This window comes from Flavobacterium sp. 1 (assembly GCF_002797935.1).
Classification (GTDB): Bacteria; Bacteroidota; Bacteroidia; order Flavobacteriales; family Flavobacteriaceae; genus Flavobacterium.
Window position 1 is genome coordinate 705,305 of sequence record NZ_PGER01000001.1, and the last position, 15,061, is coordinate 720,365.

13 protein-coding genes are annotated in these 15,061 nt (G+C 35.0%); 12 read left to right on the forward strand and 1 reads right to left on the reverse strand.

Features of this window, described 5'->3' with window-relative positions; all coding sequences use genetic code 11:
* The first annotated feature begins 101 nt into the window (after positions 1-101).
* From glyA to CLU83_RS03125, 8 genes are all read left to right on the forward strand, one after another.
* Positions 102-1,376: a serine hydroxymethyltransferase gene (gene glyA / locus CLU83_RS03090; protein WP_100430264.1), complete on the forward strand. Its 1,275-nt coding sequence runs from the start codon at positions 102-104 to the stop codon at positions 1,374-1,376.
* Positions 1,377-1,513: 137 nt separating this feature from the next.
* Entirely contained in the window at positions 1,514-2,107 is a 594-nt protein-coding gene (locus CLU83_RS03095; protein ID WP_100430265.1) for a tRNA-(ms[2]io[6]A)-hydroxylase, read from the forward strand.
* A gap of 112 nt (positions 2,108-2,219) precedes the next feature.
* Entirely contained in the window at positions 2,220-3,260 is a 1,041-nt protein-coding gene (locus CLU83_RS03100; protein WP_100430266.1) for a GMP reductase, read from the forward strand.
* Between the two features lie 28 nt (positions 3,261-3,288).
* Positions 3,289-3,786, forward strand: a complete 498-nt coding sequence (locus CLU83_RS03105; RefSeq protein WP_100430267.1) for a GNAT family N-acetyltransferase — start codon at positions 3,289-3,291, stop codon at positions 3,784-3,786.
* A 119-nt stretch (positions 3,787-3,905) separates the two neighbouring features.
* Positions 3,906-5,597: a sensor histidine kinase gene (locus CLU83_RS03110; RefSeq protein ID WP_100430268.1), complete on the forward strand. Its 1,692-nt coding sequence runs from the start codon at positions 3,906-3,908 to the stop codon at positions 5,595-5,597.
* Positions 5,590-6,336: a LytTR family DNA-binding domain-containing protein gene (locus tag CLU83_RS03115; RefSeq protein WP_100430269.1), complete on the forward strand. Its 747-nt coding sequence runs from the start codon at positions 5,590-5,592 to the stop codon at positions 6,334-6,336. The genes CLU83_RS03110 and CLU83_RS03115 overlap by 8 nt, the downstream gene beginning before the upstream one ends.
* Before the next feature lie 275 nt (positions 6,337-6,611).
* On the forward strand, positions 6,612-7,070 hold the full coding sequence (locus tag CLU83_RS03120; RefSeq protein WP_100430270.1) for a VOC family protein: 459 nt from the start codon (positions 6,612-6,614) through the stop codon (positions 7,068-7,070).
* A 168-nt stretch (positions 7,071-7,238) separates the two neighbouring features.
* Positions 7,239-7,724 (forward strand): hypothetical protein, encoded by a 486-nt coding sequence (locus CLU83_RS03125; RefSeq protein ID WP_100430271.1) that lies wholly within the window; start codon positions 7,239-7,241, stop codon positions 7,722-7,724.
* A gap of 67 nt (positions 7,725-7,791) precedes the next feature.
* Here the strand turns inward: CLU83_RS03125 and CLU83_RS03130 are convergent, their stop codons facing one another.
* Positions 7,792-8,361 (reverse strand): pentapeptide repeat-containing protein, encoded by a 570-nt coding sequence (locus CLU83_RS03130; RefSeq protein ID WP_100430272.1) that lies wholly within the window; start codon positions 8,359-8,361, stop codon positions 7,792-7,794.
* A 322-nt stretch (positions 8,362-8,683) separates the two neighbouring features.
* Between CLU83_RS03130 and CLU83_RS03135 the strand changes: the two genes are divergently transcribed.
* The 4 genes from CLU83_RS03135 to CLU83_RS03150 all read left to right on the forward strand — a co-directional run bounded on the left by CLU83_RS03135 (position 8,684) and on the right by CLU83_RS03150 (position 14,976).
* The gene (locus CLU83_RS03135) at positions 8,684-9,067 is read left to right on the forward strand and encodes a hypothetical protein (protein WP_100430273.1); all 384 of its coding nucleotides are present in this window, start codon (positions 8,684-8,686) and stop codon (positions 9,065-9,067) included.
* 192 nt (positions 9,068-9,259) lie between these two features.
* Positions 9,260-10,342, forward strand: a complete 1,083-nt coding sequence (locus CLU83_RS03140) for an efflux RND transporter periplasmic adaptor subunit (protein WP_100430274.1) — start codon at positions 9,260-9,262, stop codon at positions 10,340-10,342.
* A gap of 43 nt (positions 10,343-10,385) precedes the next feature.
* Positions 10,386-13,556 (forward strand): efflux RND transporter permease subunit, encoded by a 3,171-nt coding sequence (locus CLU83_RS03145; protein WP_100430275.1) that lies wholly within the window; start codon positions 10,386-10,388, stop codon positions 13,554-13,556.
* On the forward strand, positions 13,546-14,976 hold the full coding sequence (locus tag CLU83_RS03150) for a TolC family protein (protein ID WP_198512235.1): 1,431 nt from the start codon (positions 13,546-13,548) through the stop codon (positions 14,974-14,976). Before CLU83_RS03145 ends, CLU83_RS03150 begins: the two co-directional genes overlap by 11 nt.
* The last annotated feature ends 85 nt before the right edge of the window (positions 14,977-15,061 follow it).

Sequence of the window (15,061 nt, forward strand, 5' to 3'; positions counted from 1 at the left end):
GTTAATTGTTTGTTGAAAATTACTTGTCAAATATATTATAATCTTACAGTTAAACAAACGTTTTTTTGTATTTTTGCGGGAAATTAACGAAAATCAAAGAAATGCAACGCGACAAACAAATTTTTGACCTTATTTTAGAAGAACAAGACAGACAGATTCACGGGCTAGAACTTATTGCTTCAGAGAATTTTGTAAGTGACGAAGTAATAGAAGCAGCCGGTTCTATTTTAACAAACAAATATGCTGAAGGATATCCTGGCAAAAGATATTACGGAGGTTGCGAAGTAGTTGATGTTGTTGAGCAGATTGCTATTGACAGAGCAAAAGAATTGTTTGGTGCAGCTTATGCAAACGTACAGCCGCACTCAGGTTCTCAAGCAAACGCTTCTGTTTACCATGCTTGTTTGACTCCTGGAGATAAAATATTAGGATTCGATTTGTCTCACGGTGGTCACTTGACTCACGGTTCTCCTGTAAACTTTTCAGGACGTGTTTACAATCCTGTTTTCTACGGTGTAGATAAAGAAACTGGAAGATTAGATTATGATAAAATTCAAGAAATAGCTACTAAAGAACAGCCAAAATTAATCGTTGCAGGTGCTTCGGCATATTCTCGTGATATGGATTTTGAGCGTTTTAGAGTAATCGCTGACAGCATTGGAGCAATTTTGATGGCTGATATTTCTCATCCAGCCGGGCTTATCGCAAAAGGGTTGATGAATGACCCAATTCCTCATTGTCATATTGTAACAACTACAACTCACAAAACATTACGCGGACCAAGAGGAGGTTTGATCTTGATGGGTAAAGATTTTGAAAATCCTTGGGGTTTGAAAACTCCAAAAGGCGAAATCAGAATGATGTCTTCTTTATTAGATCTTGCTGTTTTCCCTGGAAATCAAGGAGGTCCTTTAATGCATATTATTGCAGCAAAAGCAGTAGCTTTTGGAGAAGCTTTGCAAGATGAGTTCTTTACTTATGCTTTGCAATTGCAAAAAAATGCAAAAGCAATGGCCGATGCTTTCGTAAAAAGAGGATACAATATCATTTCTGGAGGAACAGACAATCACATGATGTTAATTGATCTTAGAAATAAAAACATTTCTGGTAAAGATGCTGAAAATGCATTGGTAAAAGCAGAAATCACTGTAAATAAAAACATGGTTCCATTTGATGATAAATCACCATTTGTAACTTCAGGTATTCGTGTGGGAACTGCAGCAGTTACTACTCGTGGTCTTGTGGAAGAAGATATGGAAACTATTGTTGATTTAATCGACAGAGTATTGTCAGATCATACTAACGAAGATGTTATTGAAGCTGTTGCCAGCGAAGTGGACGAAATGATGAGCGAAAGAGCTATTTTCGTATTCTAAAAAAGTTTAATCGTTTAAAGGTTTAAAAGTTTAAAGTTTTGTGTTTGCCAAAAGCATTCCAAAACTTTAAACTTTTTCGGTTTTATTGATTAAGTCTGAATTCTAAAATCTGCATTCTAAAATCTAAAATTTTAAATATGGGCGTATTACGATTACAGCTGCCAACCGATCCTAGATGGGTAAATATTGTAGAAAAAAATATAGAAGAGATTCTTACCGATCATGCTTGGTGTGAGCAAAAAGCAGCTACCAATGCTATTACAATTATAACGAATAATTCGGAGCATCAGGATTTGGTAAAGGATTTATTGGCTTTGGCCAAAGAAGAAATCGATCATTTTGAGCAAGTTCATAACATTATCATCAAACGCGGATTGAAATTAGGCCGCGAGCGCAAAGATGATTATGTAAATGAATTGTATTTGTACATGAAAAAAAGCGGCGACGGAAGCAGAGTTTCGGGTTTGGTGGAGCGTTTGCTGTTTTCGGCTATGATTGAAGCCAGAAGCTGTGAGCGTTTCAAAGTTTTATCCGAAAATATAAAAGACGAAGAATTAGCTGTTTTTTACAGAGAATTGATGGAAAGTGAAGCAGGACATTATACAACATTTATAACTTATGCCAGAAAATATGGCGTTGGAATCGATGTAGAAAAACGCTGGAGAGAATGGCTTGCTTATGAAGAATCTATCATTGCCAATTACGGTAAAGGAGAGACAATTCACGGATAATTTCATTGTTTTTAAACTAAGATTGTTGATAAATGGATAATTAGTTTTCACATGTCTTTCATTAGTTCGCTGTCAAAAACGCTATATTTGAGAGTCACCAAAATGTAACGCCATGAGAATAGAAACTGATTTAAAATTAGGGTTTAAAGACGTAATGATTAGACCAAAAAGGTCCACTTTAAAAAGCAGATCTGAAGTCTCTTTGGAACGGAATTTTAATTTTTTGCACAGTACAAGTGCTTGGACAGGAATTCCAATTATGGCTGCCAATATGGATACGGTTGGAACATTTGAAATGGCAGCAGTTTTGGCCAAAGAAAAGTTGTTTACAGCCATTCACAAGCATTATTCGCCGCAGGAATGGAATGATTTTCTGCAAAAAGTTTCTCCAGATTTCTATAATTATATTGCAATAAGCACAGGGACAGGAAAAGAAGATTCTGTAAAAATAGGTGCTATTATAAAAACAAATCCACTGCTAAGATTTATTTGCATTGATGTTGCCAATGGTTATTCCGAGCACTTCGTTCAGTTTTTAAAGCAGACACGAAAACAATACCCAGATAAAGTTATTATTGCCGGCAATGTCGTTACTGGCGAAATGGTTGAAGAACTGTTGCTGGCTGGAGCCGATATTGTAAAAGTCGGAATTGGCCCTGGTTCTGTATGCACAACTCGTGTAAAAACGGGCGTTGGATATCCGCAGCTTTCGGCAATTATAGAATGTGCTGATGCAGCGCACGGTTTAGGCGGACACATTATCAGCGATGGGGGATGTGCTATTCCCGGTGATGTTGCTAAAGCTTTTGGAGCGGGTTCTGATTTTGTAATGCTGGGTGGTATGCTGGCCGGACATGAAGAAAGCGGAGGCGAACTAATTGAAATCAGTGGACAAAAATTCAAACAATTTTACGGGATGAGTTCTACCACCGCAATGGATAAACATGTTGGCGGCGTAGCAGAATACAGAGCTAGCGAAGGAAAAACAGTTCAAGTGCCTTTTAAAGGTCAGGTTATAAATACAGTGCTGGATATTCTGGGAGGCCTGCGAAGTACTTGTACTTATGTTGGTGCTTCAAGATTAAAAGAACTTACCAAACGAACTACATTTATAAGAGTAAGCGAGCAGGAAAATCAGGTTTTTACCAATTAATTTCAAGAAAAATATTTCTTAACTAAATATGATTGCAATTTCAGAAGCGGCTAAAAACGATATAAAAACAATTCAGAATATTGTTTATAAAACCTGGCCAATAACTTATGGCGAAATTCTATCTGAAGAACAATTACAATACATGCTGGATTTGTTTTATTCGGAAGAAGCTCTAACAGCTCAATTTGATAAAAAAGAGCAATTGTTTTATTTGATTACCGAAGAAAAATCAACTTTGGGATTTATTGGAATTGAACACAATTATCAAGATGAAAACATTACCAAAATTCATAAAATTTATATTCTGCCAGAAACCCAAGGCAAAGGAATAGGGAAATTTGCTATTGAAGCCATCGAAAAATTTGCTTTAGAAAATAGTTCGGCTTCAGTTATATTAAACGTAAACCGCTTTAATAAAGCTTTAAATTTCTATGAGAAAATTGGCTTTAAAATTATTGATGAAGTCAATATCGAAATCGGGAAAGGTTATCTCATGGAAGATTATGTGATGATTAAAAAACTCTAATTTGCTTTTTTGCCTGATTCAAGACCAATCTGACCCAATTCAAAAACCCCGGATTTCTTAGCAATAGTGCATTTACATTTGCTTCATAAAAATGTATTATTCACTAAAAAATCAAACTCATGAAGAATTTCCTTTACTTATTATTGTTCGTTTCTTCACTAAGTATTGCTCAATCAAAAGAGATAATTGAGGATCCTGCAGCTAATGGCTATTTTATTTTAAACAAAACATCTGTTCGATTTGAAAATAATTTCATCCTTAATAAATTTGTCTCGCCTAATCAAGGCAGAGGGATTTATAATAATTTATCACTTTTTACTAATTTATCGCATAATGAATTTTATTTTACGGTATTTGGAGAAAAAATAAACCTTAAGATAGCTGATTTTAAGGGAAATATTATAGGGAATATATACATTGATACTCTCAAAGCGAATAAAGATTTATATAGAATTGAAAATCTTGAAGTTCAGGTTTTAAAAAATAATAAAATCGTAAAAAATTGGACTTCAGTTCAACAATCAATAAGTTATAGCGAAGATATTGTTTTTGATAGGAAAACATATTTTGAAAAAGGCTACCTTCCTTACACAGATTCACTAGTTAACGGAGATAAACTGGTAATTTTATTTAGAAAAAAAGGACAGGACAGTTTTTTAAAACTGAACCTTGAGAAGAAAGAAAGTGCCAGAAAACCTTTTATTATAAATACAATTTCGGAAGATTTTAAAAAACCGAAAAGTTTTGAAAATTTTATTCAGGAATCTATTGATAAGTTACATAAAGACAGATTTTTAGATAAATCTAATTTTTATGATTCCTGGCCTGAAGATTATGCTCCAAGAATTTTAGGAAATACAAACAGACATTTTAAAAACGAAAAGTTTTGTTTAGTTTTTAGAAAGCCAAATGGTAAAAAAAGAACTTATGACAGCTTTGAATACCGTACCAGTATAAATTCAAAAACAGGTGAATGGATAAACTCGAATGGCATCATTTTCTTGGAATTGAAAGAATCTGGAGCCCAATATAAGCTTGAAGTTCGTTACAAAGACAATCCACAAGATGTTGCTGTCTATAAATTTGACACTGAACCCGATTGGTACCAAGCATTATGGTTTAAGATTGTTATTGGAATGCTTTCTCTCTTGATTTTTTCGGTCATTTATATTTTTTGGATCAGGAAAATAGAAGAAAGAAAACGATTGGAACAAAAAGCCAAAATAAAAATGCTGTATGCCCAACTTAATCCACATTTTGTATTCAATGCTTTAGGTTCTATTCAAGGTTTGCTTAACGATAATCAGATAGAAAAAGCAAATCAATATTTGGTAGGTTTTGGTTCACTGCTTAGAAATACGCTTACTTCTAGTGAAAAAGAAACACAGAGTCTTGAAATAGAAATAAAAAGCATCAACAATTATATTGAGTTAGAACAGTTGCGAAATCTTTTTTCGTATCGTTTAACAATCGATGAGGAAATCAATGTTCATGAAGTACAAACGCTTCCTCTTTTGATGCAGCCTTTAATAGAAAATGCCATAAAACATGGTATTTCAAATAAAGAAAACATCGAAATAACGCTCACTATTTCAAAAAAAGGAGATGATTTGATTTTTGAATTAGCCGATAACGGAAAAGGATTTGATACATTAGCGGAGCAGAAAGGTTTTGGTTTAAAACTAGTAAAAGATAGAATTACGTTATTTAATCAATCGTCTAAAAAAATGAAAATTGATATGAAGATCCAAAGTAATTTATCAGGAACACAAATTACTGTTTATTATAAAAACTGGCTTAAAAATGATTAAAGGAATCATCATTGACGACGAACCGCACAACGTTACCAATCTGAAGCGATTGTTGGAAAAATATTGTCCGGAGGTGATGATTGTTGGTTCGTCGACAGATGCTAACGAAGGGATGTCACTAATTAAAAACAGTCAGCCCGATTTGGTTTTTTTGGATATTCAAATGCCTGAAAAGGACGGTTTTCAGGTTTTGCAAGAACTTAATTCGTATGATTTTGAAGTAATATTTGTGACCGCTTTTAGTCAATATGGAATTCAGGCTATTAAATTTTCTGCAATTGATTATCTTTTGAAACCTATTGATATTGAAGAGTTAAAAAAAGCGGTTACTAAAACAAGCAACAGATTAAAACACAAAAATCAAAATCTGCAATTGCAAAATTTGCTTCATCACTTAAAAGAAAGTAATAATAGTTCCGATCATAGAATAGCCATTTCATCGCTCAAAGAAACCCGTTTTGTATATGTGAAAAATATTGTTCGTTGCGAAAGCGAAAATAGCTATACATTATTTTTTACAGATGAAGGCGAAACTATTATTTCTACAGTGCCGCTTTATGAATATGATGAAATGTTGAGTGTCTATGGGTTTATTCGCTGTCATCAATCGCATTTGGTAAATAAAAAACATGTAAAAAGTTTGCTTAAAGAAGATGGATATACTTTGTTGCTTTATGATCAAATTAGAATTCCTGTTTCACGTAATAAGAAAGATTTGGTTAAAAAATCGTTAGTTTGATTTTAAAGAATTCCGATCTAAAATTCGGGTTTGTAATTATTGAAGTTACCAATATCGAATGTATATATTTAAAAGAAACAAATGACCGAAGCCGATAAGCTTCGGTTTTTTTGTGCCGTTATATTTTTTTAAAATAGAATAATAATATTTAAATAATCTGATTTTTTAAAATTAATTAAGCTGTAATATTCTGTATGTCAGAAAAATGAGTAATTTTAATGTACTGTTTATGACAGTATTTTATTAGCCAAATAAAAACTTAAAAATAGAAACACATGGAAACTTCACACATTTACCCAGGAGCATATACATTGAATGCCTATATAGCAATCAAAGGCTGCGATGAAGCTATAGAATTTTACAAAAAAGCATTTGGAGCAACAGAAAGAGGCAGATTATTGATGCCTGATGGAAAAATAGGTCACGCAGAAATTGTAATCGAAGGATCATTACTGATGATGTCTGAAGAAAACAGTGATTGGGGAAATGTAAGTCCTCAAACCATTGGTGGCAATCCTTTAACTTTTGGATTATATGTTAGAGATGTGGATGCCGTATTTCAGAAGGCAATTGATGCAGGAGCAACAGTTTTGATGCCCCTCAAAGATGAATTTTATGGAGACCGTACAGGACAGGTGCTGGATCCTTTTGGCTATAAATGGATGATAGCTACTCACAAGGAAGATGTCAGTTTTGAAGAAATGCAAAAGAGGTTTGACAAAATGTGTGAATAAAGTGCGATTGATTATTAATTGAATTAATCTTCTGAAAATGAACTAAAAAGAAAGAATTTTTGTATGTTCATAAAGTTAATTATTACTATATATACAGCTTTAAATGGTAACTTTACTAAGAGTAATATGACATAGATTTATCGTTTAAGTAACTTAAAAATAGATATCATGAAATCACAAATTGCAGTTTACGATACTCACGACAAAGCCGTCAATGCTATAAAACGATTGAATCAGGAGCATTTTGCTATGGATCATGTTTCACTGTTAGGCAAAGCAGAAGTAGTGGAAGACCACATTCAAATTAAATCACTAGATACTATAAGCAAAACGCCTGCAATTGTTGGAATGAGTGCAGGAACATTAGTAGGATTGCTTAGCGGTATAGGTGTTTTTGCTATTCCTGGTTTTGGCTTTTTGTATGGAGCAGGTGCCCTTGTAGGGATTATCGGGGGGCTTGATATAGGTTTAGTTGCGGGTGGCTTAGTTTCACTTTTAGCTTTTACCGGGTTAAGAGAAGAAGAAATGGTTAAATGCCAAGAACATGTAAAAGAAGGTAAATTTGTTGTAATTGTAAAAGGGGCCATTGATGAAATTGAAAGAGCAAAACACATTTTGCATAACGAAGGAAATCATTTGGAACTTATTAGTTAGGACATTCTTGCAAGTCCATATTTGTGATGGCTACCAGCTATCTGGTATTTTTTGTGCTTTTAAAGCATTACTTCACTATAATATCGTGTTTATAAAGCAACCCTTTTAAGCCCTCTAATGAAAAGATAGCGTGCTTCAATTTGGTGGTTTTCGGGTCAATAGTGTAATTGTAACTGGTCTTAAAGTTAGCTTTGCTGGCAATTGCTTTAGCAAATTCGGCGCGGTATAAATCACAATTTTCAAAAAGGACTTCGGTCAAATCGCTGGCCATAAAATCTACGGCAATCAAACTGCAGTTAATAAAAGGCGTTCCCTTTATTTTTAAGGTATAAAATTTAGAAAAATCCAATATGCAATCGTAAAAACGCACTTCAAAAATGAGTTTGCTGCACATTGCAAAATTTACTTCCTTGATTTTGCAACGATTGAATACTACGGTTCTCAAACCAACATGATTGATTTTGGCTTCATTAAAAATACAGTCATTAAAAACGCAGTCGATAAACGTAACATCCATAAAGTTACAGGCTGAAAACGTGCAATGATTAAAAGTACAGCGTTCAAATTCTTTGAAGCTGACTTCATTCACATCATAAGTACGGCTGTTATATTCTAAATCGAAAAAATATTCCGGCATGAAATAATTTAAGTTATATATTCATTTCGCAAAGAAACGATTTCTATTACTTAAAAATAGCACCGATATTAATATATTTATTGACTAAAATGCAAGAATTTCGCTTGACATCCTATTGTTTTACGTACTGTAATTTTGTAAAATTGATGATTAAAAACAATATTTGTAAATTTTTAACTACTAAAATAATGAGGAATAGTGTTAATTAAATATAAAGTATTGTAAAATATGAGTGAAAGAAAACGATTTCGCTGGCTTTTTTGAATTACAGTGTTTAAAAAATAGTTTTTTTATTTTAATCTTTTATTACTTTTGGGGCATTATGAGAGGAGTTACTTTATATTTTATGTATTTGTTTTTTCTGCTGTTAGGCGGAGGGCAATATTTGCATGCAGAAATAGCTCCTAAAATGATTGTAGCTGAATCGCCTTCTTTTGATTTAGTAAAAAAACACCACGTAAAAGTAAAAAAAGCGGAATCAGGCAATGTTTTAATTGAGGAAGCTGATACCGATTTGGATGAAGAGCTGCATAACGGCAATTTAAATAAAGCATTAGCCGTTAATAAAAATGTATTAGCAAATTGGTATTTGACATACTCAAGTCATTTACATTACAAGGATAACTCCAAAAAGCTTAATTTTTTTGCGCCATATTATGGCCATGACAATCCTATTTATCTTGAAATAGGAGTTCTAAGAATTTGATTCAATTTCACATCAATTACTAAAGGTGTGATTTATGAAGTCCAATGTTTATAATCTTGTATAATGTTGGTTTATTAAGTTTTTTTCATTCTGGACAGCTTAGTCTCGCCTTGGTAACTGATGATCATTTCTTGATCTGAGGAATTTCTGTATTCCCAAAATTTCCATTCGCTTAATTACCAATTTTATACTATGAAGAGAATTATCGTTTTCACGGGCTTAATTGCCGTGTTGTCCCTTGCTAGCTGTACTAGCAAGAAAGAAGAGAAAGAAGAAGTCGAAACATTTGCAGTTACTAATCCTGTAAAGATTGATACTTCGTTTACCAAGCAGTATGTTGCACAAATTAAGTCTTTCCGCAATATTGAGATTCGTGCTCAGGAAAAAGGATTTCTGCAGAATATTTATGTTGATGAAGGCCAGTTTGTAAAAGCAGGTCAGGTATTGTTCCGAATTATGCCAAAAGTCTATGAAGCTGAATTATTGGGAGCTCAGGCAGAAGAAAAAGCTGCCGAAATTGAGCTAAAAAATGCTAAAACATTAGCAGACAAAAATATAGTTTCAAAAAATGAGCAGGCAGTTGCTCAAGCTAAATTAGATCAGGCAAAAGCCGAAGTTGCTCTTGCAAAAGTTCATTTGTCATTTACCGAAATCAGAGCTCCGTTTGATGGAACTATTGACAGAATCCCAAAGAAACTAGGAAGCCTTATCGATGAAGGGGAGCTGCTTACCAGTCTTTCTGATAACAGCCAGATGTTTGCTTATTTCAATGTTTCTGAACCTGAATATTTGGATTATGAAACCAATGTCAAAGGCAGGGCTGGAACTAAAGTAGGACTGCTTTTGGCTAACAGCACCACTTTTAAAGAAAAAGGAAATGTTGAAGTTATCGAAAGTGAATTTGATAATGAAACTGGAAATATTGCCTTTAGAGCACGATTCCCTAATCCAGGTAAATTACTGAAACATGGAGAAACCGGAAAAGTATTGATGGATGCCCCGCTTCATAATGTTATTGTGATTCCGCAAAAAGCTACTTATGAAATTCAAGATAAAAAATATGTTTTTGTTGTGGATAAAAATGATGTAGTAAGCTCTAAAGAAATTATAATCAAAGGAGAAATTCCAGATTTGTATATGATTGAAAGCGGGATTACTGTAAACGACAAAATCTTATTGGAAGGTGTTCAGAAGGTTAAAGACAATGATAAAATCCACTATAAATACGAAGCCCCTCAAGAAGTTATTACTCATTTGCGGTTAAAAGCAGAATAGAGTTAGTTTCCAGTTTGGTTTAATCATAAAAAAATAGAAACAAATGTTTGATAAATTTATCCAAAGACCTGTTATGTCGATAGTAATATCGCTTATAATTGTCTTTTTAGGGGTGTTGTCGGTGATGAATCTGCCAATCACCCAATTTCCGTCCATATCACCGCCAATGGTGAATATTACTGCCGATTATCCTGGTTCTAACGGGGAATTGATGATCAAATCTGTTGTTATTCCTTTGGAAAGAGCTTTGAATGGAGTTCCGGGAATGAAATACATGACCTCCGATGCAGGAAATGATGGTGAGGCAAGTATTCAGGTTGTGTTTAACTTGGGTACAGATCCAAACCAAGCCGCTATTAACGTTCAAAACCGTGTGGCTTCGGTGACGAATAAATTACCGCCATTAGTAGTAAGAGAGGGTGTCAAAATTACCCGTGAGGTTCCTAGTATGCTGATGTACGTGAACCTTTTTAGTACCGATAAAAATACCGACCAAAAGTTTTTATACAATTATGCCGATATCAATGTATTGTCAGAATTAAAAAGGGTAAATGGTATTGGTTCTGGAGATATTTTAGGAACACGTGAATATGCGATGCGTATTTGGCTGAAACCAGATCGTATGTTAGCTTATAAAATTTCTGCAGATGAGGTAATGGAAGCTTTATCCAGTCAAAGTTTGGAAGCTTCGCCAGGAAAAACCGGAGAAGCCTCTGGAAAACGTTCTCAAGCATTCGAGTACGTATTGAAATATTCGGGAAGGTTTACCACCAAAGAGCAGTATGGTAATATAATATTGAAATCCAATCCAAATGGAGAAATTCTGCGTCTGAAGGATGTTGCCAATATAGAATTTGGCAGTTCGATGTATGATATTTATTCGAATTTGAATGGGAGACCATCTGCAGCAATCGTTCTAAAACAATCTTTTGGAAGTAATGCAAATCAAGTTATTGAAGATTTAAAAGCCAAATTAGAAACCATCAAGAAAAAATTCCCAAAAGGAATGGATTATGAAATTTCGTATGACGTTTCTAAATTCTTGGATGCTTCTATCGAAAAAGTAATCCATACTTTGATTGAAGCTTTTATTTTGGTAGGATTGGTTGTATTCCTTTTCTTGGGCGATTGGCGTTCTACAGTTATCCCCGCCATTGCTGTACCAGTTTCATTAATTGGAACTTTTGCGTTCATGCAGTTTTTCGATATTTCGCTAAACTTAATTACGTTGTTTGCATTGGTTTTGGCTATCGGAATCGTAGTAGATGACGCCATTGTGGTTATCGAAGCCGTCCATGCTAAGATGGAGGAAGAACATCTTTCGGCTTTAAAAGCGACTAAAAAAGCAATGCATGAGATTTCGGGTGCTATTATTGCTATTACATTCCTGATGGTAGCTGTATTTATTCCTGTTACCTTTATGTCTGGTCCAGTTGGGATGTTTTATAGACAGTTCTCCATTACAATGGTAACTGCAATTATACTTTCGGGAGTTGTGGCATTGACATTAACGCCGGCACTTTGTGCAATGATGCTGACTAATAATCATGGAGTGCCTAAAAAGAAAACACCTATAAATAAATTTGTAGATGGTTTTAATAACATGTTTAACCTTACGCAGACTAAATACCAGCATCTTCTTGGAAAAATTGTAAACAGAAGAGCAGTTACTATTATTGTGCTTTTAGGATTTTGTGCAGGAACTTGGTTTATAAGCAGTACTGTTCCTTCTGGATTTATACCAAATGAGGATCAAGGGATGTTTTATGCTATTATTCAAACGCCTCCAGGTTCATCATTAGAAAGAACAAATGATATTTCGGTGAAACTGCAAAAAATTGCCGAAACTGTAGAAGGAGTAAAATCCGTTTCTTCATTGGCAGGTTATGAAATTTTGACCGAAGGTACAGGATCTAATTCAGGAACTTGTTTGATAAATCTTAAAGATTGGAGCGATAGAAAGCAATCTGTTCAAGAGATTATGACAGAACTGGAAGAAAAGTCAAAAGATATTCCAGGTGCAAATATCGAATTTTTCCAACCGCCAGCGGTACCGGGATATGGAGCTGCAGGAGGATTTGAGCTTCGTTTATTAGACAAAACGGGTTCAGGCGATTACAAAAAGATGGAAAAAATTAACAGTGATTTTGTAAAAGAACTCAATAAACGTCCTGAATTATCGAATGTATTCAGTTTCTATAGCGCCAGTTTTCCTCAGTATATGATGAAAGTGGATAATGACTTGGCACAGCAAAAAGGAGTATCTATTGAAAATGCCATGAATACTTTGTCTACGTTAGTGGGAAGTAACTACGAAATCAGTTTTATTAAATACGGAATTAATTACAAGGTAATTGTACAGGCATCTCCAGAATATCGTGCCAAACCAGACGACATCTTGAAGCTCTACGTGAAAAATAGCCGAGATGAAATGGTGCCTTTTTCTGCTTTTATGAAATTAGAAAAAGTATATGGACTTTCGGAAATTACCAGACATAACATGTATACTTCTACAGAGATTAGCGGTGCAGCTGCTCCAGGATACAGCAGTGGAACAGCTATTAAAGTTATTCAGGAAGTTGCTGCCGAAAAATTGCCGAGAGGATATGATATTGACTGGGCAGGTATTTCTGCTGATGAGGTTGCGCAAGGAAATCAGGCCATTTGGGTTTTCCTTATCTGTTTAGGATTCGTTTACTTGGTTTTAGCCGCTCAATACGAAAGTTTTATATTGCCTTTGTCAGTAATTTTATCATTGCCGGCAGGTATATTTGGTGCTTTCCTTTTACTGAAATTTACAGGTTTGGAGAACAACATCTATGCTCAGGTTGCGATGGTAATGCTTATTGGTTTATTAGGTAAAAATGCCGTATTGATTGTAGAGTTTGCGATTCAGAGGCATGCTGCAGGCCGAACAGTTTTAGAAGCTGCAATGGAAGGAGCAAAAGCAAGGTTCCGTCCTATTTTGATGACTTCGTTTGCTTTTATTGCCGGTCTACTTCCGTTAGCGTTTGCAACAGGACCAGGTAAAATTGGCAACAGAACTATTGGTACTGCTGCAGCAGGAGGAATGCTTATAGGAACAATATGCGGTGTATTTATAATTCCCGGACTGTATTATATTTTCGGTAAAATAGCGGAAAGATTCACCTATGTTAAAAATCAAAAAGAAAATCCATTAACCGAAGAATTTGATGATAATCATGCAATATAATAAGTCATTTAAATATATTATCCCGCTGGGCATCTGCCTGGCGGTGGTAAGCTGTACGCCGGCTCTCGCGCCCTTGGCAGAAACTAAAGCTGTTCCGGAATCTTTCGGTAAGAGTACTGATACAGTCAATACATCAGCTATTCCTTGGAGAACTTATTTTAAGGATCCAAACTTGGTGAATTTGATTGATACTGCCTTGAAAAACAATCAGGAACTGCAAATCACTTTGCAGGAAATCGAAATTGCCAAAAATGATATCCGCGTAAAAAAAGGACTGTTGCTGCCACAAGTTGGAATAGGAGCAGGAGCAGGAATTGAAAAAGTAGGGCGTTATACCAGTCAAGGTGCTGGTGATGCTTCTACCGAAATCATGCCTGGCAAGGAAACGCCGGATCCATTGGGAGATTTTAAAATAGGCGCTTATGCAAACTGGGAAGTGGATGTTTGGAAAAAATTGCGCAATTCCAAGAAAGCAGCTGTTAGCCGTTATCTATCAACGGTTGAAGGGAAAAACTTTGTGATTACCAATCTTATTGCCGAGGTTGCCGAATCGTATTACGAGTTATTAGCCTTGGATAATCAGTTAGAGATTGTAAAACAGAATATCACTTTGCAGAGCAATGCTTTGGAAATAGTTAAAATTCAGAAAGAAGCGGCTAGAGCGACTGAATTGGCTGTTCAAAAATTTCAGGCCGAGGTTATGGCTTCCAAAAGCATGGAGTTTGATATTCTTCAGAACATAAAAGAAACGGAGAATAAAATCAACTTTTTGTTAGGACAGTATCCGCAGGAAATCAAGAGAGACAAAACTAATTTTGCAGATTTATTACCTTCTGAGGTTAAATCAGGTATTCCATCTCAATTGCTGGCCAATCGTCCCGATATCAAACAAGCCGAATTGGAACTTCAAGCAGCAAAACTAGATGTAAAAACGGCTCGTGCCGAGTTTTATCCTTCACTTGATATTTCGGCAGCAATTGGTTTTAATGCTTTTAAACCGTCTCTATTGTTTACGCTTCCTGAGTCGTTACTGTATTCATTGGCAGGAGATATCGCAGCGCCTTTGATTAACAGAAATGCCCTTAAAGCAGAATACAGCTCAGCCAATGCCAGACAAATTCAGGCTTTGTATAATTATGAGCGCACGATTCTAAATGCCTACATCGAAGTGGCCAATCAGCTTTCTAAAATCAGTAATTTAGAAAAAAGCTATGATTTAAAATCACAGCAAGTCGATGCGCTGAACCGTTCAATTGATGTAGCAGGCGATTTGTTCAAGTCTGCGAGAGTCGATTATTTTGAAGTTTTAATGACGCAGCGTGATGCTTTGGAATCCAAACTCGAATTGATTGAAACCAAAAAAGAACAGCTCAATGCTTCAGTTTATGTCTATAGAGACTTAGGCGGAGGCTGGAAATAATACCGTTCATCGATATTGCAGTACAACTTTATAATACCATTTTTTTAGTTGCCAAAAAGCCCTAAACATCTCAAAGTGTTTGGGG